The organism is Methylobacterium sp. NPDC097929 (genome assembly GCF_049543375.1).
Taxonomy (GTDB): Bacteria; Pseudomonadota; Alphaproteobacteria; order Rhizobiales; family Beijerinckiaceae; genus Methylobacterium.
On the sequence record NZ_JBMVEP010000001.1, the window covers coordinates 1,283,496 to 1,304,730 of the forward strand.

Genomic DNA, 21,235 nt, shown 5'->3' on the forward strand with positions numbered 1-21,235 from the left:
TCAATGGGCGAGGAAGAGCGGCACCGGGCTGCTCGCCAGGAGCGCCTGCGTCACGCCGCCGAGCAGCCATTCCTGCAGGCGTGAATGCCGGTAGGCGCCCATCACCAGCATGTCGGCGCGAAACAGGCCGGCCTGACTCCGCAGGGTCTGCGCGACGCCGCCCACGACCGGCAGGTTGTTCACGCAGACGTTCACGCCGTGGCGCGACAGGTGGGGCGCGAACTCGGTCCCGGCGGCGGAATCCGAGAGTTCCTTCTCGCCGACCACGGAGACGATCTCGACCGCCTCGGCCGCCCGCAGGAACGGCAGCGCGTCGTTGGCCGCCCGGGCCGCCTGGGCGCTGCCGTCCCAGGCCACCACGATCCGCCGACAGGCGAAGCCGTCGCAGCCCTGCGGGACCACGAGGAGGGGGCGCCCGCTGCGGAACAGAATCCCCTCGATCAGATCGCGGTCGAGATCGACCTCACGCGGCTCGGCATCCAGCACGGTCAGGTCGGCGAGGCGCGCCCGGGCGGTGAGCCGCGCCACGAGATTCGGATGGGAGAGGGCGGGGGCCTCGGTGGTGCAGGTCACCCCGGCCTGCGCCGCCTCCGCGGCGGCCCGCTCGGCCACCGCCCGCGCGACGGCGCCCAGGCGCCGGTTCTCCGCGGCGACGATGTCGTTGAGGACCCACCACCCCGATCCGCCGACCGCGGTCAGGCGGCGGGCGGCCGATTGCAGGGTGAGGTGGGCGCCCGCGGCGCCCGCGAGGGAGAGCCCGTAGGCGAGGGCGTTGCGGGGCTCGTCGTCGTGGCCCTCCTCGGTGACGCTCACGAGGATGTCGCGGATTCCTGCAAGGCCGGCCTCAGGCATCGTCATTCCCGTCTCTCCCGCATGTCCGGTCCACGGCCGGGAGAGTGCCGCAGCGGTCCGCGGACGCCTTGATCCAGCGCAAGTCGGGCAACGGCGGCGCGTCTCCCGGCCCGACGCGGCATGGCGGGATGCACGCCGTGACCGCAGACCGAGGTCCGCGCGGCGAGCGTCGGCCTGGAGGGCGCGCGGAAGCGATGGACGCCGCATCCGCCGATCGGCCATCCTGGGCCGGACGAGGACGTGCGGCGCCGCGATCCGGCAGCGCAAGGGCCTGGACGGCCCTTCGGGACACAGGAGCTTGGGATGGAGCTACGCGGCTGGGCGACCTTCGCATGGCAGGCCGATTACGGGCAGTTCTACCTGATCGACGGAGAGGATGAGGCCTTCCTGGCGCCCGAGACGATCACGCCCGAGATGGAGGCGCGCCGCGTCGTCGCCCCCGCGGCCGGCCTCGTGGTCTACACGGAAGGCTGCCTGCAACAGCACCTCCGCATCGCCCTCTACGATGCCGAGCCGGATCATCCGCCGTCCGAACCGATGAGCGGCAAGCCCTGGACGCAGGTCGAAACGATCCGGGCGCGCTTCCCCTCGCGACGCTTCACCCTGTCGAGCCCGTCGACGCCCTACCCGCTGCCCGGCGGGCCCCACTTCGTCCTCGACACGGAAGCGGTCACGGTCCGCGTCAGCTGGATGGAATTCCAGGGCAGCCGGGACGACAGCCTGCCCGTCGAGCCCGATGTCATCGAGATCGCGCTCTGGCCGAGCTGATTTTTCGCGGGACGGGACACGAGAACGGCCGAAGGGCCGACGGCGCGAGGGGAGGGACGGATGCGGGGAAGCTGCCTGTGCGGGTCGGTGCGCTACGCGATCGACCGGCTCGATCTGCCGATCACCCACTGCCATTGCGCGACCTGCCGCAAGGCCCATGCGAGTCCCTACGCCACCACGGCGGGCGTCCTGCGCTCGCATTTCCGCTGGCTCGAAGGGGCCGACAACCTGCGGGCCTTCGAGAGTTCCCCGGGAAAGATCCGCTGGTTCTGTGGGACCTGCGGAACCCACCTCATCGCGGACCGCCCGGCGCGGCCGCACGTGCTCGTGCGGGTCGCGACCCTCGACGCCGATCCCGGCCAGCGGCCGGAACGGCACATCTGGACCGCGCAGGCGGTGCCCTGGCTCGTCGACGACGCGGCGATACCGCACCATCCCGAATGGCCGCCGGAGCGCTGAGTGCGGGGCGCCCGTGTCGAAGCGGCAGCGCGCTCGAGGCCGGCACGAACGAAGCCCCGCCGCGGCCGGGCCGGGCCGTCGGTGGCCGGAGGTCCTTACTGGGCGCCGCCGTTGCCGCTCCCGCCGCCGCCGCTGCCCTGGGGCACGGCGCGCTCGGGCTGGTTGGCGTTGCCGCCCGCGGCGGAGTTGCGGGTGATCGTGTCCGCGCCGCTGGGGCCGCGCGAGACCGTGCCACCGCGGTCGCGGCCGCCGGTGACGCTGCCGTCATCGGTGCGCACGGTCCCCGGCCTGGACTGCGCCGTGGCCGGGAGGGACAGGGCGGTGAGGGTCGCGAGCGCCAGCCCGAGGGTGCCGGCGGTCATCAGGGCGGTCTTCATGAAGAATCCTATGGTTGCGTGCACGGGCAACCCGCCCCGGGACGGGGTTGTTCGCGCTCGGTCAGGTACCGCACGGTTCGCCGACCAGCGTTTCGCGTAAAATGAGGCTCAGCGCGGTTCGGGACCAGCCGCGGACCTGCCCCGCCGCTGGGCGCGGGCGCGCAGGGCCTTGTCGAGTTCCATCATCGGCAGGATCGAGAGGGCGAGGGCGGCCAGCCCCAGCCACAGGCCCGGCGAGATCGGCTCGATCTGCAGCACCTCGCGCAGGCCCGGGATGTAGGCGGCGGCGATGTGGAGCGACTGCGCCGCCACCACGGCCACGATCAGCCAGCGATTGTGGCGCAGCGGCACCCGGAAGGCGGAGAGCGTCTCGGAGCGGCAATTGAAGACGTGCACGTTCTCGAACAGCACCATGAGGAACAGGAGCCCGGTGCGGGCCGCCTCCTCGCTCCAGCCCTGCGACAGCGCGAGGGCGAAGACGGCGTAGGCGACCGCGCCCGTATAGAGCCCCGAGACCGCCGTCTCGCGCAGCATCAGCCGGTCGAAGATCGGCTCGTCCGGGCGCCGGGGTGGCCGGTCCAGCATCCCGGCCTCGCGCCGCTCGAAGGCCAGCGCCACGTCCTGGCCCCCGTTGGTGACGAGGTTCAGCCAGAGCAGCTGCACGGCGGTGAGCGGCACCGGCAGGCCGGTCGCCACCGCGAGCAGGAACAGCATGACCTCGGCCGCACCCGTGCTGATGAGCAGGTAGATCACCTTGCGGATATTGGCGTAGGCCGCGCGCCCCTCCTCGATGCCGGCCACCACGGAGGCGAAGTTGTCGTCGGTCAGCACGAGGTCGGCCGCGTCGCGGGCCACGTCGGTGCCGCCGCGCCCCATGGCGACCCCGAGATCGGCCCGCTTCAGGGCGGGGGCGTCGTTGACCCCGTCGCCGGTCATGGCCACGACGTGGCCGGCCGCCTGCAGCAGCTCGACGATCTCCACCTTCTGCGCCGGCTCGACCCGGGCGAACACGGCGGCCTCGGCAAGCCGCGCCTGCGCGGCCGGATCGCCCGCGGCGGCGCGCAGATGCCCGCCGGTGACCGCGCGGCCCTCCTCCCCGGCGATGCCGAGATCCCGGGCGATGGCGAGCGCCGTGGCCGCGTGGTCGCCGGTCACCATCTTCACCGCCACGCCCGCCCGGCGGCAGGCCGCCACCGCCTCCTTCGCCTCGGGCCGGAGCGGATCGATGAATCCGACGAGGCCCAGCAGCGTCAGATCCGACAGCTCGGATTCGAGCGCGGCGGCGTGCGCGTGGGCCTGTCCGCTCACCGGCCGGGTCGCGATCGCCAGCACCTTGTAGCCCTGCGCCGCCATCCGCTCGGCGGCGGCGAGGATGTCGGCGGCGTCAGGCCCCCGGCAGAGCGGCGCCAGGGCTTCCGCGGCCCCCTTCACGTGCAGGCGCAGGCCGTCGCCGTCCCGGTTGAGGCTCGCGGCGTAGCGGCGCTCGGCCGCAAACGGGATCTCGGCGAGCCGCGGACAGGCCGTCCGCAGGGCGGCCGGGTCGAGGCCGTCGGCGCGGGCGCGTTCGAGCAGGGCGATATCGACGCTGTCGCCGCTCATGCCCGCCGCGCCGAGGGAGGGGTCGACGGTCGCGTCGTTGCACAGCACGGCGGAGCGTTCGAGGGCGGCGAGCCCCTCGCCCGGGGGCGCGGCGCCGTCGCGGGCGACCTCGCCCAGGCCCGGCAGCCAGACGCGCCGGGCGGTGAGGCGGTTGAGCGTCAGGGTCCCGGTCTTGTCGGTCGCGACGACGGTGCAGGCGCCGAGCCCCTCCACAGCGGGGAGCTGGCGCACGATGACGTGCCGCCGGGCCATGCGGCGGCTGGCGATGGAGAGGGCGACGGTGACGGCGACCGGCAGGCCCTCGGGAATGACCGAGACGGCGAGCGCCACGGCGACGAAGAAGGTCTCGCGCAGGGGCGTGCCCGCCGCGACCTGGATCGCCATCATCAGGCCGACGAGCCCGAGCGTGATCAGCCCCAGAACCCGGCTGAAGCGGTCGAGGCGGCGCATCAGCGGCGGCTGGGTGGCCGGCTCCGCCAGGGCCTGGGCGATCCGCCCGATCTCGGTGTCGCGCCCCGTGGCGACCACGAGGCCCTCGCCGTGCCCGCGCCGCAGCGTCGTGCCGGCATGCAGCATGCCGAGCCGGTCGCCCAGGGCCGTCCCCTCCGGCGTGACGGCCCCGGCCCGCTTGTCCACGGGCAGGGATTCGCCGGTCAGCGAGGCCTCGTCGGCCTGCAGCTCGACCCCGGAGACCAGCCGCAGGTCGGCCGGGACGCGCTCGCCCGCCTCCACCAGCACGGTGTCGCCGGGCACGAGTTCGGCGCTGTCGATGCGCCGGACCGCGCCGTCCCGCCGGGCGCGCACGGAGGCCTGGATCGCGCGCTTCAGGGCGGCGGCGCTGGCCTCGGCCCTGGCCTCCTGGGCCGTGCCGATGGCCGTGTTGATGACGAGCACCAGGGCGATGAAGGCCGCGTCCTTGAGATCGCCGAGCGCGGCGGCGACGGCGGCCGCGGCCAGCAGGAGCAGGATCAGCGGGCTCGCGATCTGGGCCAGCACGATGCGCCCGAGCCCGCGCCGCGGCGGCTCCGGCAGGCGGTTCGGACCGTGGCGGCGCAGGCGCCGTGCCGCCTCGGCGCTCGTGAGGCCGCCCGCGCCGCAGGCCAGCCGGCGGCGCACCGCCTCGATGTCGAGGGCGTGCCAGCCCGCGGGCGGGGCGCCGTCGGCGTCGGGCAAGGGCTGGGGCTGGGGAGAGGACGGGCTCATGCCGCGAGGATGGAGCGCGCCGCGCGCCGCGCCATGATCCGGATCAACGTCCCCTCGACGCCCCTCCGACGCCCTCAGGCGGGCCGGCTGCGATGATGCGCCAGGAGCTGGGCGATGGCGCAGGACAGGACCCGGGCCTCCTCCCCGTCGGACCGGCTGGTCAGGACGATGGGCACCCGCGCGCCGAGGATCAGCCCGGCGGCGTCGGCCCCGGCGAGGTAGATCAGCTGCTTGGCCAGCATGTTTCCCGAGACGAGATCGGGGGCGACGAGCACGTCCGCCTGGCCGGCCACGGGCGAGACGATGTGCTTGGTCGCCGCCGCCAGCCCGGACACGGCGTTGTCGAGGGCGAGCGGCCCGTCGACGAGGCCGCCGGTGATCTGGCCGCGCTCGGCCATCTTGCACAGGGCGGCGGCGTCGAGGGTCGAGGCGATCCGGGGGGTGATGGTCTCGATGGCGGAGAGCACCGCGACCTTGGGCTCGGCCATGCCGAGGGCGTGGCACAGGTCGATCGCGTTCTGGACGATGTCGCGCTTGTCGTCGAGCGAGGGCGCGATGTTGACGCCCGTATCCGTCACGAAGAGCGGGCGGGGATGGTGCGACACGTCGAGCGCGTAGACGTGGCTCATGCGCCGCTCCGTCCTCAGGCCGGTCCCCTTGCGCAGGGCAGCCGCCATCACCTCCCCGGTATGGAGCGCGCCCTTCATCAGGGCCGCGACCTCGCAGGCGGCGGCGAGCGCCACCGCCGCCTCGGCCGCCGCGTGGCTGTGGGGGGCGTCGACGATCTCGATCCCGTCGAGGCCGACCCCGACCGATCCCGCCACCGCCCGGATCTTGCCCTCCGGCCCCACCAGCACCGGTTCGATCAGGCCCGCCTCCCAGGCCTTGATCGCCCCGACGAAGGAGACGGCGTCGCAAGGGTGGATCACGGCCATGCGGATCGGGTCGAGCCCCTGACCGCGCTCCGCGACGAGGCCGACGAGGGGGCGGCGGATGCCTGCGAGCGCGGTGGAGGCGGGCCGGGTCATGACGGGCTCCGGGTGCGTGTCTGCCGCGATGCTGTCCTGTCCCGGAGGCGGCGGCGTTGATCCACCGCAACCCAGGGCGGCATCGCTCTCGGACGCCTGTGGGTCCGGAGGAGGCGGGACCCTTGAGGTGGATCAAGGCGCTCCGGGGGCGGCGCGGCAGGATGGCTCCCGTCGGCCGGATCGGCCGGGACGGGCGCGCCGGACGATCCCGGGGCGGCGCGTTCCCGCGGGTCCGGGCGCGGCGCCGCGTGCCGGCGCCCCGCATCCCCGATCGAACCGAGGAGACGGGCGATGGACGACATCACCGTACGCCGGCACGTGCTCGCCGAGTTGCGGAACGCGCCCCTGATCGATGCGGAGCGGATCGGCGTCAGCGTCGAGAACGGCGTCGTGACGCTGACGGGCGATGTCCGGAACTTCGCCGAGAAATGCATCGCCGAGCGCGTCGCCTTCCGGGTTCGCGGCGTGCGCACCGTGCTCGGGCGGATCGAGGTCCGCTACCCGGAGGCGCCCGAGATCGGCGACGAGGCGCTGGCCCTGCGGATCGGGCGCGCGATGTCCGGCCTCATCGGAGATCCCGCCGGCGGAACGAGGCGCGCGACCGGGCTCGGGAGGCCGTCATGACACTCTCCAACATCGTCGTCTCGCTCGACCTCGGGGACGCGGCGACCGACCGTGTCCGGCTGGCCGCCGCCCTCGCCGAGCGGTTCGGGGCGACGCTGACGGGCGTGGCCGCGCGCGAGATCCTGGCGCCGATGCTCGCCGACGACACCCTGGCGATCGAGCGGATCTTCGAGGAGGAGGAACGTCTGGCCCGCGAGCAGATCGCGCAGGCCGGGACCCTGTTCGAACGGGCGGCGGGCGCGGCGCCGAGGACGGACTGGCACGCGGCGCTGGCCCCGCCGCTGAGCGTCCTCGTCGAGGGCGCGCGCAGGGCCGACCTCGTGGTCGTCGGCCGCCAGGGGCCGGCGGACGGCGATCCGGGCCTGCTGGCCGTGCCCTCGGGCGCCCTGCTGATGGCGGTCGGCCGGCCGGTGCTCGTGGTCCCGCCGGGCCTCGCGCGCCTCTCGGGCAAGCGGATCGTCGTGGCCTGGAAGGACACGCGCGAGGCGCGCCGGGCCGTGCACGACGCCCTGCCGTTCCTGACCCGGGCCGAGCGGGCCTTCGTGGTGGCCGTCGGGCCGGACGCGCGCCACGAGGGCGCCGAGGGCACGGCCGCCTATCTGGTGGGGCATGGCTGCGAGGCCACCACGCACCTGCTGCCGCGCCCGACCCTCGGCCCCGCCGACGCGCTGCTGCGCTTTTCCGAGCGCGAGGGAGCGGACCTGATCGTGATGGGCGCCTACGGCCACGGCCGCCTGCGCGAGTGGATCTTCGGCGGCGTCACCCGCGAGATGCTGCGCACGACCTCCGTCTGCTGCCTGATGAGCCATTGAGACCGTTTCCGGTCGATCGCTTCGGGTTTGGCCCCCCTCCGTCATCGCGAGGCGGAGCCGAAGCGACCCGGAGCGCGACCTGTCCGGAAGGGACGGAGCCCCGGATTGCTTTCGCTGAGCCTCGCAAGGACGAGGGAAGAGACCGAAGCGATCAAACGGAAATCGTATCAGTGGCTCATCAGGCAGCAGATCGGTGCCCCGGCCTGCAGGTCGCGGGTGACGCCGCCGAAGGCCCATTCGCGCAGGCGGGTGTGGCCGTAGGCGCCCGTGACGACGAGGTCGGCCCCGTGCTCCGAGGCCGCCTCGACCAGCACCGTCCCGACCCGCGCGCCGCCGCTCTCCCGCTGCAGGGCGGTGACGGGGACCGCGTGGGCCTCCAGGAAGCCCAGCACGTCCCGCACCTGTGCCGCCCCGTCGCCCTCGTCGACGGAGACGACGACGACCTGCGCCGCCCGCTTGAGGAAGGGCAGGGCGTCGCGAACGGCCCGGCGCGCCTCCCGGGTGTTCTTCCAACCCACCACGACGTGGCGCGCGTCGCAATGATCGACCTCCGGGGGCACGACGAGGACGGGCCGGCCCAGATGCATCACGGCGTCGCCCGGATCGACCGCGAAGAGCCCGGCGCCGGCCTCGTCCCTGCTCCCGACCACGACGAGGTCGGCCGCGGCGGCCTGGGCGATCAGGAAGGGCAGGGGGAAGTCGAGGTTCGAGCGCCACTCGACCCGGTCGCGCGGCCCGGCCGCCTCCTCGAAGGCCGCGTGCGCGCGCTTGAGATCCTGCAGCACGGCCTCGCTCGAGGCCGACAGGGCGAAGGCGCTGCCGGGCGTCGGGCCCACCGGCGGGACCGCGTAGGCCGGCGTCTCGGCGGCCACGCCGATGAGACGCGCCTGGAAGGCGTCGGCGAGGTGGCCGCTCAGCCGCACGCGGTCGCGCGCCTGCGGGCCGAGATCGACGGCCACCATGATGCTGGCGAAGGTCATGGCACATCTCCGATCTGGAGCGGGACGGCGCCGTGCCCGATCCGCTCGGATCGGGTTCCCCCCGGCCCTCGTTTCGGTGCGCTCCGGCCGCGCGGCGGCGGCCGGGGCCGGTCGTGAGGCGCCTCATACCCAATCCGGTTGGTCCCTTCGGGATGGCGGATCTGGGCTTCGCTCAGGCGCCGCGCGGGCTTGCCGATACGGCTCCCGCTTGGATCGAGCGTGAGCCGGATCAGGAGGCCTTGATCTCGATGCGCTTGGCCTCGGTGGGCTTCACCGCGGCCATGGGCAGCTTCACGGTCAGGACGCCCTTGTCGATGCTCGCCTCGATGTCCTCCGCCTTGATGCCCGCGGGCAGTTCCAGGCTGCGCACGAAGGCGCCGTAGGAGCGCTCGGTGATCCTGCGGGAATCCTTGGACCCGCTCTCCTGCCGCTTCTCGCCGCTGATGATGAGCGTGTCGTCGGCCAGCTCGATCTTGACGTCGTCGCGGGTGAGGCCGGGCAGTTCGGCCGTCACCTCGAGATGTCCGTCCTTCTCGACCACGTCCATGCGCGGCACGGCCATGTCCTGCAGGAGTTGCGGCAGGCCGGAGCGGAGATCGCCGAAGATCGCGTCGGCCCCGCGCTGCAGGGGGAGCATCACGGAGGGGCCGTTGGCCGAGGTTCCGTTGAAGCGGTCGCCGAGGGTGAGGAGAGATCTGAGATTCATGGACCGACTCCCGTCAGGCGGCTCAGCCCGAGCCGCCCGACGATCCTTAGCGCCGGGCCGCCGACCGAGCGTTGAGCTGGATCAAGCGCGCGCCGCCACGGTTCTCGACCACGGATCGAGCGTCCGTGCAGCGTATTCGATGATGTTCATGCGGGGAGAGAGGGCCGGAACATTGCCGATTCCGCCAAGGTTTCGGCGTCATACGCCCGCGCCGCAGATGGAAACCGGGGCTCGGGAGTCGTTGTCCGGACCGGGAGACCCGAACCCATGCATCGCCGTGACTTTCTGACGACCCTGCTGACCGCGACGGCGGCGCTGGCCGTCACCCGCACCGCCCTGGCCCAGCCGGGGCCGGGCGGCACCGTTCCGACGCCCGTCTACCTCGCCATGGCGACGAAGGGCGGCCTGTTCCTCGAGAACACGGCGCGCGACGCCCACGCCAAGACCCGCAACCCGCGGGTGAAGGCGTTCAGCCGGGCCGAGGTCACGGAGCAGGTCGATGTCGCGCGCAAGCTCGACCCCTATCTCGGCGCGGCCGGACCGATGGCGGCCGGGGCGCCTCCCGGACCGGGCGGGCTCGTCGGCGGCTTGGTGGCCGCGCCGCTCGCCGTCGCGGGAGCGACCGTGGGGGCCGTGGGCGGTGTGGTCGGCGGCGTGCTCGGCGCGCCTCCGCCCGGCGGCATGACCACGGACGAGCAGAAGGCGCAGATCCTCTCGCGGCTCTCCGGCATGCCGGGCGGCCCCGAATACGACGCCATGTTCGTCAACGCCTCGCTCCAGGGACACCAGGAGGCGCTCGCCATCCACGGCTCCTACGCGCAGGCCGGCGAGGACCCCGGGCTGCGCCGCATCGCGGCGAGCACGATCCCGCTGATCCGGCGGCACATCGCGCAGCTCTCGCGGATGCAGGCGACGATGGGCGGCGGCCGCGAGGGCTGAGCCCGCGCGGGCGCGACCGGCCGGGCTACGGGCCTCAGACCTCCGTCGCCCGGCGCGCATGACGCTCCGGATGCTGCTCGGGCAGCATCCGGTCGAGCAGGCCGTCCCGGCGGATCGCGACGTGCCACGCGGTGCTGGCGACGTGCAGCAACACCAGCGCGTAGACCGCCCATTGCCCGGCCAGATGCATCGACTGGAAGAGGGTGCGCAGCCCCTCGTTCTTCTCGAAACCGGGAATGGGGAAAAGGTAGAAGAACTGCGTCGTGCTGCCGTTGAAGGCGCTGAGCAGGAAGCCGCTCACTGGCATGAGCAGGAATACCGCGTAGAGCAGCCAGTGGCTCACCCGTCCGATCAGGGCGAGCCCCGCCGGCACGTTCGCCTCCGGCGGGGGCGGGTTGAAGGCGCGCCACAGCAGGCGCGCCACCACCAGCGCGAAGATCGTGATCCCGACCGACTTGTGGAACTGGAACAGGACCGGCTTGGCCGCCGCGTCCCGGGCGAGGCTCGTGGCCACCCAGGCCAGCGGCAGCACGGCGAGGACGAGGGCCGAGGTCAGCCAGTGCAGCGCCTGCGCCGTGCGGGTGTAGCGCGGCAGAGCGGAGGCCGGAGCGGCTCCGGGGGCGGTGGTCGTGGCCATGTCGGATGTCTCCCGTCGGTTCAGGAGATTTAACTCGTACAAGGCTTGGTTGCTTCGACCTTGCGCGAGATCACATTTCGCAACGCGTCACGGCGGCCCCGTCACCGTGGACGCAAGCCGCGGCGCAAACGATCTGTCTGCGCCTTGCCGCCGGGCAAGACCGGGCAAGACCGACCGGGCAAGACGGCCCGGCCGCCCTGATTGCGCCGCTCAGATCGCTGCGGCCGGGTCGCGCTCCTCGGCGTCGTCCGCCGGGGGTGTTCGGTCGCGGCGGGGGCGGCGCTCCATCAGGGCGCGGCCCAATGCGCGCAGCGGCGCCGTGAGGCGGCGGGCGTCGTCGGCACGCTCCATGAACGTCTCGCCGCGGCGGATCTCGCGGTCGAGCGTGGCCATGGTGCGGGCGAGCGCCGGATCCTCGTCCTCCAGCCAGACCTCGACGGTGCGGGCGAAGGCGATCACCGTACCCTGGATCTTGAGCCGGCCGAGCGGCCCCTCCGTGTCGATGCCGGCCGCCGCCAGCATGTAGCGGTGGGAATTGAGGGCAACGCCGTTGAGCGCCAGCATCGACAGGGGATCGCCGCGCAGGGCGAAGGCGATGCGCCGCAGGGCCGGCTTGTAGGGCGTCATCGCGTCGAGGCGGCGCATCAGCACGTCGAACAGGCGCTCGCGGGCCGGCTCGTCGGCAAGGTCGCTGCTGTCGGCCTCCAGCACGGCGCGGTCGATGATCCGCGACAGGCCGCCGAGCACGGCGCCCTTCGACGGGAACAGCTCGCGCAGTTCGGCAAGACTCAGGCCCGCCTCCCGGGCGATGTCGCCGACCTCGATGTCGTTCCAGGGCTGCTCGGCGGCCAGCCGCATCAGCGCCTCGACCGCGGCCTCGCGCGGGTTGGGCTTGCCCTTGCCCGCCGTCGAAGAGGCGGACTTGCCCGTGTCCGACTTGCCCGTGTCGGACTTGCCCGACCCATTCTTGGCCGCGTCGGGCTTGCTGGTGTCGGACTTGCCGGTGTCGGACTCGCCGCCGGATGTGGGCTCGGGGGCCGCTTCCATGATCCGTGCTCCGTGTTCGGTTCCCCCTTCATGTAGGGGCCGGGCGGCGGGCTTGAACCCGCGGCCGATCGCATCGCTCCCCGGAGGCGCGCCGCGCGGGCTCAGCCGGACAGTTCGCCCGCCCGGCGCCGGGCCGCCGCGACGGCCTCGCGCATGAGGCCGGGCAGGCCGCCCTCGCGCATCAGCACGTCGAGCGCCGCCGCCGTGGTGCCGCCCGGCGAGGTCACGTCCCGGCGCAGCTGCCCGGCCTCGCGGGCATCGGCGTCGAGCAGGGCGCCGGCCCCCGCCACGGTGGCGCGGGCGAGCTGCGCGGACAGCGCCGGCGGCAGACCCGCCGCCACGCCCGCCTCGGCCAGCGCCTCGGCCAGCAGGAAGACGTAGGCCGGCCCCGAGCCCGAGACCGCGGTCACCGCGTCGATCAAGGCCTCGTCCTCGAGCCAGGCGACGAGGCCGGAACGGGCCAGCAGCGCCTGCGCGCCGGCCCGCGCGGACGCCCCGACCTCGGGGCTGCCGACGGCGCCGGTCGCGCCCCGGCCGATGCTGGCGGGCAGGTTGGGCATGGCGCGCACCACCGCGCGGGCGCCCGGCAGGCGGCGCTTGAGGTCGGCGATGGTCTTGCCGGCGAGAATCGAGACGACGAGGGTGTCCGGGCCGATCCAGGCGCCCAGCGCGGCGGCCGCCTCGTCCAGCGCCTGCGGCTTGATGCCGAGCACCAGCGCGCCGGCCGGGCTCGCCGTCGCAGGATTGAGGCGCAAGGCCCGCTCGGCGCAGAGCGCGGCGATCTCGGGGGAGGGGTGCGGATCGACGATGCTCACCGCGGCGGGATCGAGCCCGCCCGCGAGCCAGCCCCGCAGCAGGGCCGAGCCCATCTTGCCGGCGCCGGCCAGCACCAGGGGCGTGGGGAAGGCGGCCTCGGGTTCGAGGCCGGGGGCGGGCGGGGCGTAATCCTGCGTCATGGCCCCTCGATCCCATCGCGAGCGCGCGGGATCAAGGGTGCTTCGAGAACGGTCTCGGGGCCGGGGTCAGGCCTCGCCCTCGGTCTCGAACAGCACCGCGTCCAGGGCCTCGCGGGCGCTCCGGCCGGCCCAGAGCACGAACTGGAACGCCTGGAAGTAGCGCTCGCAGGCATCGGTGGCCGTCTTCATCATCATGGCGCACTGCCCCTGCGTCGGAGCGATGCCGTCGGTGAGCAGGAGCGAGTGGCGGAACATCACCACGCTGTCGGACGACCACAGGTCGAAATGGCCGATCCAGAGCTGCTCGTTGACGAGGGAGACGAGCCGCAGGATCTCGGCCCGGCGCCGCTCCGGCACCTTCAGGTCGAAGGCGGCGGCCACGTGCAGCGCCTCGACCTCCTCGATCCACGTGAAGGCGACGTGGTACTCGGCCCAGCGCCCCGCCACCGAGACGGACATCTCGTCGGTCTCGATCCGGTCGAAGATCCAGTCGCGCAGCGAGGCGAGGCGCTCGACGACGTCGATGGGGTGCTCGGGCCGGTCGGTGTCTTCGATGAGGCTGAGCTGGGTCATGGCGATCCAAGTTGTCGGTCCGGTCGAGCGCATCGATCGGGCCGGCGGGCAAAGCAGGGCCGTGACGGGGTTTGCGGCAAACCCCGTCGAGCTCCGTCCTGCGGAGGGTTTCCATCAGATTTCACGGGCCCGGGGTTCGGTTCCACCTGTCCACCGGGGCGAATCAACTTCGCTCCGTTTATAGCCCGCGGCCCCCGCGGGCTTCAAAGCGTCGTCCCGGCATCAGCGGTGGGCAACGCGACTATCCACCGCTGCTTCCTGTGCAAAGAAATCCGGATTCCGCGTTTTCCCTCAGGGTGAGTCTTCGATGACTACCCGGCGACGTCGCGCCGCTGCTCAGACCGATTCCGTGCTGCCGGCGCCCCCCGCCTCGGCCCCGAGCCGGGCCTCCAGGGCGCTGACCCGGGCGGCCAGGGCGTCGTTCTGGCTGCGCAGGGCGGCCACGAGGTCGCGCAGCACGTCGACCTCCTCGCGGGTCGCCACGTCCATGTCGCGGATCAGGCGCTCGACCTGTCCCTTGAACATCGTCTCGGCCTCGCGGCGCACCCCCTGTGCCGCCCCGGCGGCGTCGGTGAACAGGCGGGCGACGTCGTCGAAAAGGCGGTTCGAGCTCTGCATGGGGGTCTCCTTCGGGTCTCCTCCCGCGCCCGAACCGGTCGAGCACGTCGTCCCGACATAAGAATCGGCGCCTGCCAGGGCAATCGAGCGACTTCCCGCCGGATCGGATTGTTACCGAGCATGTCCCGGGGCGCATGGGAAACGGGCGCTTACAATCGCGCGCCGCGCCCGTGCTTTCGGCCGGGGTGCGAGCGGGCGTAAGACTGTCGTGTCATGACCACGAACCTGCCGACGCCCCACATCCTCGTCGTCGAGGACGACCGCGAGATCAGCGCGCTGGTGGCGCGCTACCTGCGCGCCAACGACTGCCGGGTGAGTCTGGCCGGCGACGGGCGCGAGATGGACCGGGTGCTGGCCGATGCGCGGGTCGATCTCATCGTGCTCGACCTGATGCTGCCCGGCGAGGACGGCCTGAGCCTGTGCCGACGCCTGCGGGCCTCCTCGCAGGTCCCGATCCTGATGCTCACGGCGAAGTCGGAAGAGATCGACCGGATCGTCGGGCTCGAGATCGGCGCCGACGATTATCTCGGCAAGCCGTTCAACCCGCGCGAACTCCTGGCCCGCATCCGGGCGATCCTGCGGCGCAAGGGCGCCGAGCCGCAGGACGGGGACGGCGTGCGCCGCTTTCACTTCGCCGGCTGGACCCTCGACGTGGGCCTGCGGCAGGTGCTGAGCCCGGAAGGGGCGCGCATCGCCGTCACGGGGGCCGAGTTCGACCTGCTGCACGCGCTGTGCCTGCGCCCGGGCCGGGTGCTCTCCCGCGACCAGCTCCTCGACCTGACCCAGGGGCGGGCGGCCGGGCCGTTCGAGCGCAGCATCGACGTGCTGGTCTCGCGCATCCGCCAGAAGATCGAGCGCGACCCGCGCAACCCCGAGATCATCCGCACCATCCGCTCGGGCGGATACCTGTTCGCGCCGGAGATCGGCCGCTCATGAGCCCCGCACGAACCGCGCCCGAGCCAGCCGCCGGCGACGCCCCCGCGCGGCGCCGATCCGGGCCGCGCCTGCCCAGGCTCCGCACCCCGTGGCTCCGCACGCCCTGGCCGCGCCCGAAAAAGGCCGCCGGGCAGATCGCCCTCCTCGTGGTCGCGGCCCTGCTCGTCGCGCACGTTCTCGCGGCGGTCGCGGTGCTGGCCCTGCGCGAGCCCTGGCGGCCGGACGAGCGGCCGGGCGTCGCCGCCACCCGCCTCTCCACGGTGGCGCGCCTGCTCGACGCCGCCGAGCCGGACCAGCGCGAGGGCATCCTCCGGGCCGCCGCCCGCAGCCTGCCGACCCTGCGCCTCGCGCCCTGGGACGGCAGCGCGCCGCCGGCCGGGGCGAAGGCGGAGGAGCCGATCGAGCGTCACCCCCTGATCGAGCGCCTGCGCGACGGCTTCGGGCGCGCGCTGCCGGTGACCGACCTCGCCCCCGGCCGCAACCGCAGCGAGACCGGCCTCCAGATCGGGATCGCCACGCCCGCGGGCGCGCGGCTGCGGGCGGTCCTGCCGGACGATCACCCGCGCCCGCCGACGGAAGGGGTGATCATCTTCACCCTCGCCTTCCTGGGGCTCAGCCTCACGCTGCTCTCGTTCTGGGCCACGCGGGCGCTCACCGCGCCGCTGGCCGGGCTGGCGGCCGCCGCGGAGGCCTTCGGCACGGCCGAGGAGCCGCCGCCGCTTCCGAAGCGCGGACCGGAGGAGGTGCTGGCGCTGGCCCGCGCCCTCGACCGGATGCGCGCCCGCGTGCTGCGGCTGCTCGACGACCGCACGCAGATGCTCGCCGCGATCAGCCACGACCTGCGCACCCCGATCACCCGCCTGCGGCTGCGGGCCGAGTTCATCGAGGACGAGCGCGCCCGGGAGATGACCCTGCGCGACCTCGACCAGATGAACGGCCTCGTGGAATCCGCGCTCTCCTATGTTCGGGACGGGCAGGGGGCCAAGCCCGATTCCGAGACCTCGCTGATCGACCTCGCCTCGGTGGTGCAGACGGTCTGCGACGGATTCAGCGACATCGGGGCGGCGGTGAGCCTGGAGCGCAGCCGCCACGTGCTCGTGCGCGGGCGGCCCGACGACCTGCAGCGGGCGATCACCAACCTCGTGGACAACGCCGTGAAGTATGGCGGCGGCGCCCGGCTCTCCATGGAGCCGGCCGGGCAGGGGAGCGACGTGGCGGTGGAGGTGGTGGATGACGGGCCGGGCATCCCCGACGCCGAGCGCAGCGCCATGCTCCAGCCCTTCGTGCGCGGCGACCGTGCCCGCAACCTCGACGGGGCGACCGGCTTCGGCCTCGGCCTCTCGATCGTGCTCGCCATCGTCGAGGGCCATGGCGGCCGCCTGCGCCTGCAGAACCGGCCGGGCGGCGGCCTCTGCGCCCGCATCGAACTGCCGCTGGCCAGTTCGGAGCGCCCGGGCAGGGCGGATCGCTCCGGCAGGACCGGGCGCGCGGCCTCCTGAAGCTCCGCGTCCGGCCGGCGCTGCGTGCGCGACGACGCGGGCGCCTCGGAACGCCCTTCAGAACTCCATGTCGAGTTCCTCGATCTCCTCCGGCTCCGCCTCGGCCAGCGCCGCCCACTCGTTCATCAGGTCCCAGGCCAGGATCGTGTCGCGGTAGGTCGCGGCGGTGAAGGGGAGGGGCACGTCGTAGGTGCGGAAGCGCGTGCAGACGGGGGCGTACATCGCGTCCGCCAGCGTCGGCCGCGCGCCGAACAGGTAGGGCCCGCCGGAGCGCGACAGGCAATCCTCGAAGATCGCGCAGATGCGCTCGATGTCGCCCTTGGCGCCGTTGAAGATGCGGAAGCCGCGATGGAGGCTGCGCAGGTTCATCGGCAGGGCCGAGCGCAGGTTGACGAAGCCGCCATGCATCTCCCCGCAGACCGCCCGGCAGCGGGCGCGCTCCGCCGGCGCCTCGGGCAGGAGAGCCGCCTCCGGGCGGATCTCGTTGAGGTACTCGGCGATGGCGAGCACGTCCCACACCACGATGGCGCCGTGCTCCAGCCGCGGCACCAGGAAGGAGGGCGAGAGGTGGAGCAGTTCCGCCCGGGTCGAGGCGTCCGAGCCCGGCAGCACCTCGACCGCGAGGTCGAGCCCCGCCATCCGGCAGAGCAGCCAGCCGCGCAGAGACCAGGAAGAATAATTCCGGCTGGAGATCGTCAGCGTTGCCTCGGCCATGCCCTTCCTCCGGAGATCCGCCCGCCGGCGATGCGGCCGGAAGGGCGATCCAGGACTCGATTCAAGACTCGTGCCGGGTGCGCCGCGGGCCGGCGATAGAATTCTTCCACCCCGAGGCCCCCATGAAAAGTGATGCATCCACATCACAAGGGCGCCGTATGTACTTTTGATAGGTTGCGCCCAATCCTGAACGGCTTAGCCTGTTCAACCCGGGATCGCGGCGTGAGGGCGGCCGACGCGGTCCGGGGAAGCAAGGCGGACGAAGCCGGGCCCGTCCCGGACGTTCGCGAGAGGATGATGCGTGCAGGAGACTGTGCGCGGGAGTTGCGCCCGATGCTGTATCAAGCCTTCGATGTCCAGTCGGACATCGCCCGGCAGACCCGCCAATGGGGCCGCATCCTGCACGATGCTGCAACTCCCTGGATGCGCACGCCCTGGCACGACACCGCCAAGTGGTGGTCGGCGGGCGCGCGCATGATGATGCGCGCCGGGCTCACCTTCGCCCGTCCCGCCTACGGCATCCACGCGGTGCGGGTCGGCAACCGCGACGTGCCGGTGATCGAGGAGCCGGTGCTCGCGACACCCTTCGGCACGCTGCTGCGCTTCCGCAAGGACATCGACAGCCCCCAGCCCAAGGTGCTGGTGCTCGCTCCGCTCTCGGGCCACTTCGCCACGCTCCTGCGCGGCACCGTGCGCACGCTCCTGCCCGATCACGACGTCTACATCACCGACTGGCACAACGCCCGGGACGTGCCGCTCTCGGCCGGGCGCTTCGGCTTCGACGACTACGTCGATCACGTCGTGCGCTTCCTCGAGACGATCGGCGAGGGCGCCCACCTCATGGCCGTGTGCCAGCCCGCGGTGCAGGCGCTCGCCGCCACCGCGCTGATGGCGCACACGAAGAACCCGGCCCAGCCCCGCAGCATGACGCTGATGGCCGGCCCGGTGGATTGCCGCGTCAGCCCGACCTCGGTGAACGCGCTCGCCAATTCCAAGCCGATCGAGTGGTTCGAGCAGAACCTGATCGCCACGGTGCCGGGCCGCCACAAGGGCGCGGGGCGGCGGGTCTATCCGGGCTTCATGCAGGTGACCGCCTTCGTCTCGATGAACGCCAAGCGCCATTCGGACGCCCATTCCGACCTGTTCTGGCACTACGTCTCGGGCGATACGGAGCGGGCGCGGGCGGTCGAGAGCTTCTACGACGAATATTTCGCCGTCCTCGATCTCACCGCCGAGTTCTACCTCGAGACCGTCAAGACGGTGTTCCAGGACTACACCCTGGCGCGCAACGAACTCACCTATCGCGGCGAGCGGATCGACATGGGCGCGATCCGCCGCACGGCCCTGATGACGGTCGAGGGCGAGCGCGACGACATCTGCGCGGTCGGCCAGACCATGGCCGCCCACGATCTCTGCTCGGGGCTGCCGCCGCACATGAAGAGCCACCACCTTCAAGCCGGGGTGGGCCATTACGGCGTGTTCTCGGGCCGCAAGTGGGAGGCGCTGACCTACCCGCTGGTGCGCAACTTCATCGCCTCGCACGCCTGAAGCGACCCCTCTCCGTCCTTGCGCGGCCCAGCCGAACACGCGCGGGCGCGACCTTTCCGGACAGCACCGCGCCCTGGATCGCCCCGGCTTCGCCTCGCGATGCCGGGGTGGAATCCGCGGCGGCCAGCCGGGCACCGCCCGGTCCAAGGCCGGCAGGGCGCTTTCGAGAGGCTTTCGCGCACTTCCAACCCGGGCGCGCTTCGTGTATGCCGCGCGCTCAGGTGCAATTCTTTCGCACCGATTCGGCTGCCGTCGCGACGCCTCCCCCGGAATGCAGCCCGGGGATCGGGGCGCCTGACGGCTTTTTCCCGGTTCTGCCGGGGATCCGGGGCCGGTGCGGTTCGAAACAACAGATCCAGGGGTTGATTCCGTTGCAGGTACTCGTTCGCGACAACAACGTCGATCAGGCGCTCCGCGTCCTCAAGAAGAAGATGCAGCGCGAGGGCATCTTCCGCGAGATGAAGCAGCGCAAGGCCTACGAGAAGCCCTCCGTGCGCAAGGCTCGTGAGAAGGCCGAGGCCGTCCGCCGCGCCCGCAAGCAGGCCCGCAAGACCGCGATCCGCGAGGGCCTGATCGCCGCTCCGAAGCCGAAGCCCCGTACCGGCGCCCCGCGCCGCCCCGGCGCCCCGAGCTTCTCGCAGGCCGCTCCCGCCGCCGCTCCGGCGCCCGCCGCCTCCTGATTTCCGCGCCGGCCGCCCTTTCGGCGGCCCGCAGCGTCGGATACGAAAAGGCCCCGCCGGTTCGACCGGGCGGGGCCTTGTCGTTGGCTGGGCAGGGCGCCGCGTCGTCAGGCCGCCCGGGCGGTGAGCGTCGCGCGCTCGGCCTGCCGCAGCAATTCCAGCGGAAGCCAGGGCTTGCGCATGTAGACGGCGTGCGGCGGGATCTCCCCATTCCGCGCCTCGCGCGCCTCCGAGGTCACGACGAGCCGGACGTCCGGCCAGCGATCCTCCACCGTCCGCGCCAGCGCCGCGCCGTCCATCACCCCCGAGAGATGCGTGTCGGCGATCACCATCGCGACGGTGACGTCGTCGCGTTCGAGGATCGCGAGCGCGTCCTCGGCGCTCGAACAGGCGATGACGTCGAGATCGGTCTCCTCGATCAGGGCGGTCGCGAGGTCGCGGGCGGCCTCGTCATCCTCCACGACGAGCGCGACCGGGCTGTCGGCGGTTCGGGCGTGAGCCATGATGTCTCCCTGATGCTGTGCGAACGGGTCGAGAGCAGCCGCCCGGCAAGGGGCGCGCGGCGGCGGAATCGGCGGTGGCCGATCGATGCTTTCCCTGCGACAACAAGCGGAGGGATGTTCGGTTCAGGGACAATCGTACCGGATCTCCGGACCACGCCCTTAACGGATCGTTCACTTTGACGATCGAATTGTTACGATCCGGCGACGCGAGGCGGTCTGAACGGACCGAGCCTTGCATCTCCCGCCCCGGACCGCAAAGGAGGCTCTCGTCCCGCCATGTGCCGCTTCCTCGCCTATCTCGGTGAGCCGGTTTTCCTGAACGAGCTGGTTTGCGCGCCGACGCACTCGCTGGTCCACCAGTCGCTGCACGCGGCCGAGGCGAAGACCGAGACCAACGGCGACGGCTTCGGGATCGGCTGGTACGGCGAGCACGCCGAGCCCGGCCTCTACCGCGACATCTGCCCGGCCTGGTCGGACGAGAACCTCGTGAACCTCTGCCGTCAGGTCCGGGCGCGGACCTTCTTCGCGCATGTGCGCGCGGCGACCGGCACGGCCACGACGCGGGCCAACTGCCACCCCTTCGCCCAGGGCCGGCACCTGTTCATGCATAACGGCCAGATCGGCGGCTATCACCGGATCAAGCGGCGCCTGGAGGCGATGATCCCGGACGAGCTGTACGACACCCGCCGCGGCTCGACCGACTCCGAGGCGATCTTCCTGTTGGCGCTGGCCAACGGCCTCGACGCCGATCCCGTCGGCGCCATGGAGGCGACCTGCGCCACCGTGCGCGGCCTGATGCAGGAGGCGCGCATCAGCGAGGCCTTCCGCTTCACCGCCGTGCTCACCGACGGCGAGAGCCTCACCGCCTTCCGCTGGGCCTGCGACGGGCGCCCGCCGAGCCTCTATTATCGCGAGAGCGAGCGCGGCCTCACCGTGGTCTCCGAGCCGATCGACGGCTGCAAGGAGGGCTGGAAAGTGGTGCCCAAGGGCGGAACGCTGCGGGCGAGCCGCGGCACCCGCGCCCGCGTCACCCCACCGCGCGCGGAGCGGGCCGCCGCCTGAGACTTGTCCGGGCGGAGCAACCATGGTCATGGATTCGAAAGGACGAGTCCTTTCGCGGGTGCGGGGCTGAGGCCCTGCACATCGGCTCCGCCGACGTCAGGGCGCTGCCCTGACG

Annotated in this window: 23 protein-coding genes; 10 read left to right on the forward strand and 13 right to left on the reverse strand. The window is 72.8% G+C overall.

Annotation, left to right across the window (positions count from 1 at the left end; genetic code table 11):
* Positions 1-858 (reverse strand): universal stress protein, encoded by an 858-nt coding sequence (locus ACPCJR_RS06075; RefSeq protein ID WP_391511488.1) that lies wholly within the window; start codon positions 856-858, stop codon positions 1-3.
* Between the two features lie 297 nt (positions 859-1,155).
* Here ACPCJR_RS06075 and ACPCJR_RS06080 point away from each other — a divergent pair, with 297 nt between their 5' ends.
* Together ACPCJR_RS06080 and ACPCJR_RS06085 are read left to right on the forward strand one after the other, a co-directional pair.
* The gene (locus tag ACPCJR_RS06080; protein WP_391511486.1) at positions 1,156-1,620 is read left to right on the forward strand and encodes a hypothetical protein; all 465 of its coding nucleotides are present in this window, start codon (positions 1,156-1,158) and stop codon (positions 1,618-1,620) included.
* 60 nt (positions 1,621-1,680) lie between these two features.
* Entirely contained in the window at positions 1,681-2,079 is a 399-nt protein-coding gene (locus tag ACPCJR_RS06085; RefSeq protein WP_391511485.1) for a GFA family protein, read from the forward strand.
* A gap of 95 nt (positions 2,080-2,174) precedes the next feature.
* Here ACPCJR_RS06085 and ACPCJR_RS06090 read toward each other — a convergent pair whose 3' ends face one another.
* The 3 genes from ACPCJR_RS06090 to ACPCJR_RS06100 form a co-directional block, all read right to left on the reverse strand.
* Complete coding sequence (locus ACPCJR_RS06090; protein ID WP_391511484.1) at positions 2,175-2,456, reverse strand: hypothetical protein; 282 nt, start codon at positions 2,454-2,456, stop codon at positions 2,175-2,177.
* 108 nt (positions 2,457-2,564) lie between these two features.
* On the reverse strand, positions 2,565-5,228 hold the full coding sequence (locus tag ACPCJR_RS06095; protein WP_391511483.1) for a cation-translocating P-type ATPase: 2,664 nt from the start codon (positions 5,226-5,228) through the stop codon (positions 2,565-2,567).
* Positions 5,229-5,332: 104 nt separating this feature from the next.
* Positions 5,333-6,286, reverse strand: a complete 954-nt coding sequence (locus tag ACPCJR_RS06100; RefSeq protein ID WP_391511482.1) for a bifunctional enoyl-CoA hydratase/phosphate acetyltransferase — start codon at positions 6,284-6,286, stop codon at positions 5,333-5,335.
* Between the two features lie 291 nt (positions 6,287-6,577).
* Here ACPCJR_RS06100 and ACPCJR_RS06105 point away from each other — a divergent pair, with 291 nt between their 5' ends.
* Positions 6,578-6,910, forward strand: a complete 333-nt coding sequence (locus ACPCJR_RS06105) for a BON domain-containing protein (protein ID WP_391511481.1) — start codon at positions 6,578-6,580, stop codon at positions 6,908-6,910.
* Positions 6,907-7,722 carry a universal stress protein gene (locus ACPCJR_RS06110; protein ID WP_391511480.1) on the forward strand — a complete coding sequence of 272 codons (816 nt, stop codon included), beginning with the start codon at positions 6,907-6,909 and terminating at the stop codon, positions 7,720-7,722. Before ACPCJR_RS06105 ends, ACPCJR_RS06110 begins: the two co-directional genes overlap by 4 nt.
* A gap of 167 nt (positions 7,723-7,889) precedes the next feature.
* Here the strand turns inward: ACPCJR_RS06110 and ACPCJR_RS06115 are convergent, their stop codons facing one another.
* Positions 7,890-8,702 carry a universal stress protein gene (locus ACPCJR_RS06115; RefSeq protein ID WP_391511479.1) on the reverse strand — a complete coding sequence of 271 codons (813 nt, stop codon included), beginning with the start codon at positions 8,700-8,702 and terminating at the stop codon, positions 7,890-7,892.
* A gap of 229 nt (positions 8,703-8,931) precedes the next feature.
* The gene (locus ACPCJR_RS06120) at positions 8,932-9,408 is read right to left on the reverse strand and encodes an Hsp20/alpha crystallin family protein (RefSeq protein ID WP_391511478.1); all 477 of its coding nucleotides are present in this window, start codon (positions 9,406-9,408) and stop codon (positions 8,932-8,934) included.
* A gap of 267 nt (positions 9,409-9,675) precedes the next feature.
* On the opposite strand from ACPCJR_RS06120, the gene ACPCJR_RS06125 reads away from it, so the two are divergent.
* Positions 9,676-10,347 carry a DUF4142 domain-containing protein gene (locus ACPCJR_RS06125; protein ID WP_391511477.1) on the forward strand — a complete coding sequence of 224 codons (672 nt, stop codon included), beginning with the start codon at positions 9,676-9,678 and terminating at the stop codon, positions 10,345-10,347.
* A 34-nt stretch (positions 10,348-10,381) separates the two neighbouring features.
* Here ACPCJR_RS06125 and ACPCJR_RS06130 read toward each other — a convergent pair whose 3' ends face one another.
* From ACPCJR_RS06130 to ACPCJR_RS06150, 5 genes are all read right to left on the reverse strand, one after another.
* Positions 10,382-10,984, reverse strand: a complete 603-nt coding sequence (locus ACPCJR_RS06130) for a cytochrome b (RefSeq protein WP_391511476.1) — start codon at positions 10,982-10,984, stop codon at positions 10,382-10,384.
* Positions 10,985-11,194: 210 nt separating this feature from the next.
* The gene (locus ACPCJR_RS06135; protein ID WP_391511475.1) at positions 11,195-12,031 is read right to left on the reverse strand and encodes a TetR/AcrR family transcriptional regulator; all 837 of its coding nucleotides are present in this window, start codon (positions 12,029-12,031) and stop codon (positions 11,195-11,197) included.
* 101 nt (positions 12,032-12,132) lie between these two features.
* Positions 12,133-12,987, reverse strand: a complete 855-nt coding sequence (proC, locus tag ACPCJR_RS06140; RefSeq protein WP_391511474.1) for a pyrroline-5-carboxylate reductase — start codon at positions 12,985-12,987, stop codon at positions 12,133-12,135.
* 66 nt (positions 12,988-13,053) lie between these two features.
* On the reverse strand, positions 13,054-13,560 hold the full coding sequence (locus ACPCJR_RS06145) for a YbjN domain-containing protein (RefSeq protein ID WP_110351983.1): 507 nt from the start codon (positions 13,558-13,560) through the stop codon (positions 13,054-13,056).
* 336 nt (positions 13,561-13,896) lie between these two features.
* Entirely contained in the window at positions 13,897-14,178 is a 282-nt protein-coding gene (locus ACPCJR_RS06150) for an accessory factor UbiK family protein (protein WP_391511473.1), read from the reverse strand.
* Positions 14,179-14,391: 213 nt separating this feature from the next.
* On the opposite strand from ACPCJR_RS06150, the gene ACPCJR_RS06155 reads away from it, so the two are divergent.
* Both ACPCJR_RS06155 and ACPCJR_RS06160 read left to right on the forward strand, forming a co-directional pair.
* A complete protein-coding gene (locus ACPCJR_RS06155) occupies positions 14,392-15,114 on the forward strand; it encodes a response regulator (protein WP_110351985.1) in 723 nt (240 codons plus the stop codon).
* A complete protein-coding gene (locus ACPCJR_RS06160) occupies positions 15,111-16,613 on the forward strand; it encodes an ATP-binding protein (protein ID WP_391511472.1) in 1,503 nt (500 codons plus the stop codon). Before ACPCJR_RS06155 ends, ACPCJR_RS06160 begins: the two co-directional genes overlap by 4 nt.
* Positions 16,614-16,670: 57 nt before the next feature.
* Here ACPCJR_RS06160 and ACPCJR_RS06165 read toward each other — a convergent pair whose 3' ends face one another.
* On the reverse strand, positions 16,671-17,327 hold the full coding sequence (locus tag ACPCJR_RS06165; protein WP_391511471.1) for a glutathione S-transferase family protein: 657 nt from the start codon (positions 17,325-17,327) through the stop codon (positions 16,671-16,673).
* Between the two features lie 333 nt (positions 17,328-17,660).
* Here ACPCJR_RS06165 and ACPCJR_RS06170 point away from each other — a divergent pair, with 333 nt between their 5' ends.
* Both ACPCJR_RS06170 and rpsU read left to right on the forward strand, forming a co-directional pair.
* Positions 17,661-18,875 carry a polyhydroxyalkanoate depolymerase gene (locus tag ACPCJR_RS06170; RefSeq protein ID WP_391511470.1) on the forward strand — a complete coding sequence of 405 codons (1,215 nt, stop codon included), beginning with the start codon at positions 17,661-17,663 and terminating at the stop codon, positions 18,873-18,875.
* A gap of 371 nt (positions 18,876-19,246) precedes the next feature.
* The gene (gene rpsU, locus ACPCJR_RS06175) at positions 19,247-19,555 is read left to right on the forward strand and encodes a 30S ribosomal protein S21 (protein WP_110351990.1); all 309 of its coding nucleotides are present in this window, start codon (positions 19,247-19,249) and stop codon (positions 19,553-19,555) included.
* A 107-nt stretch (positions 19,556-19,662) separates the two neighbouring features.
* Here the strand turns inward: rpsU and ACPCJR_RS06180 are convergent, their stop codons facing one another.
* On the reverse strand, positions 19,663-20,058 hold the full coding sequence (locus tag ACPCJR_RS06180) for a response regulator (protein ID WP_391511469.1): 396 nt from the start codon (positions 20,056-20,058) through the stop codon (positions 19,663-19,665).
* A 276-nt stretch (positions 20,059-20,334) separates the two neighbouring features.
* Here ACPCJR_RS06180 and ACPCJR_RS06185 point away from each other — a divergent pair, with 276 nt between their 5' ends.
* A complete protein-coding gene (locus ACPCJR_RS06185) occupies positions 20,335-21,120 on the forward strand; it encodes a class II glutamine amidotransferase (protein ID WP_391511468.1) in 786 nt (261 codons plus the stop codon).
* Positions 21,121-21,235 lie beyond the last annotated feature (115 nt).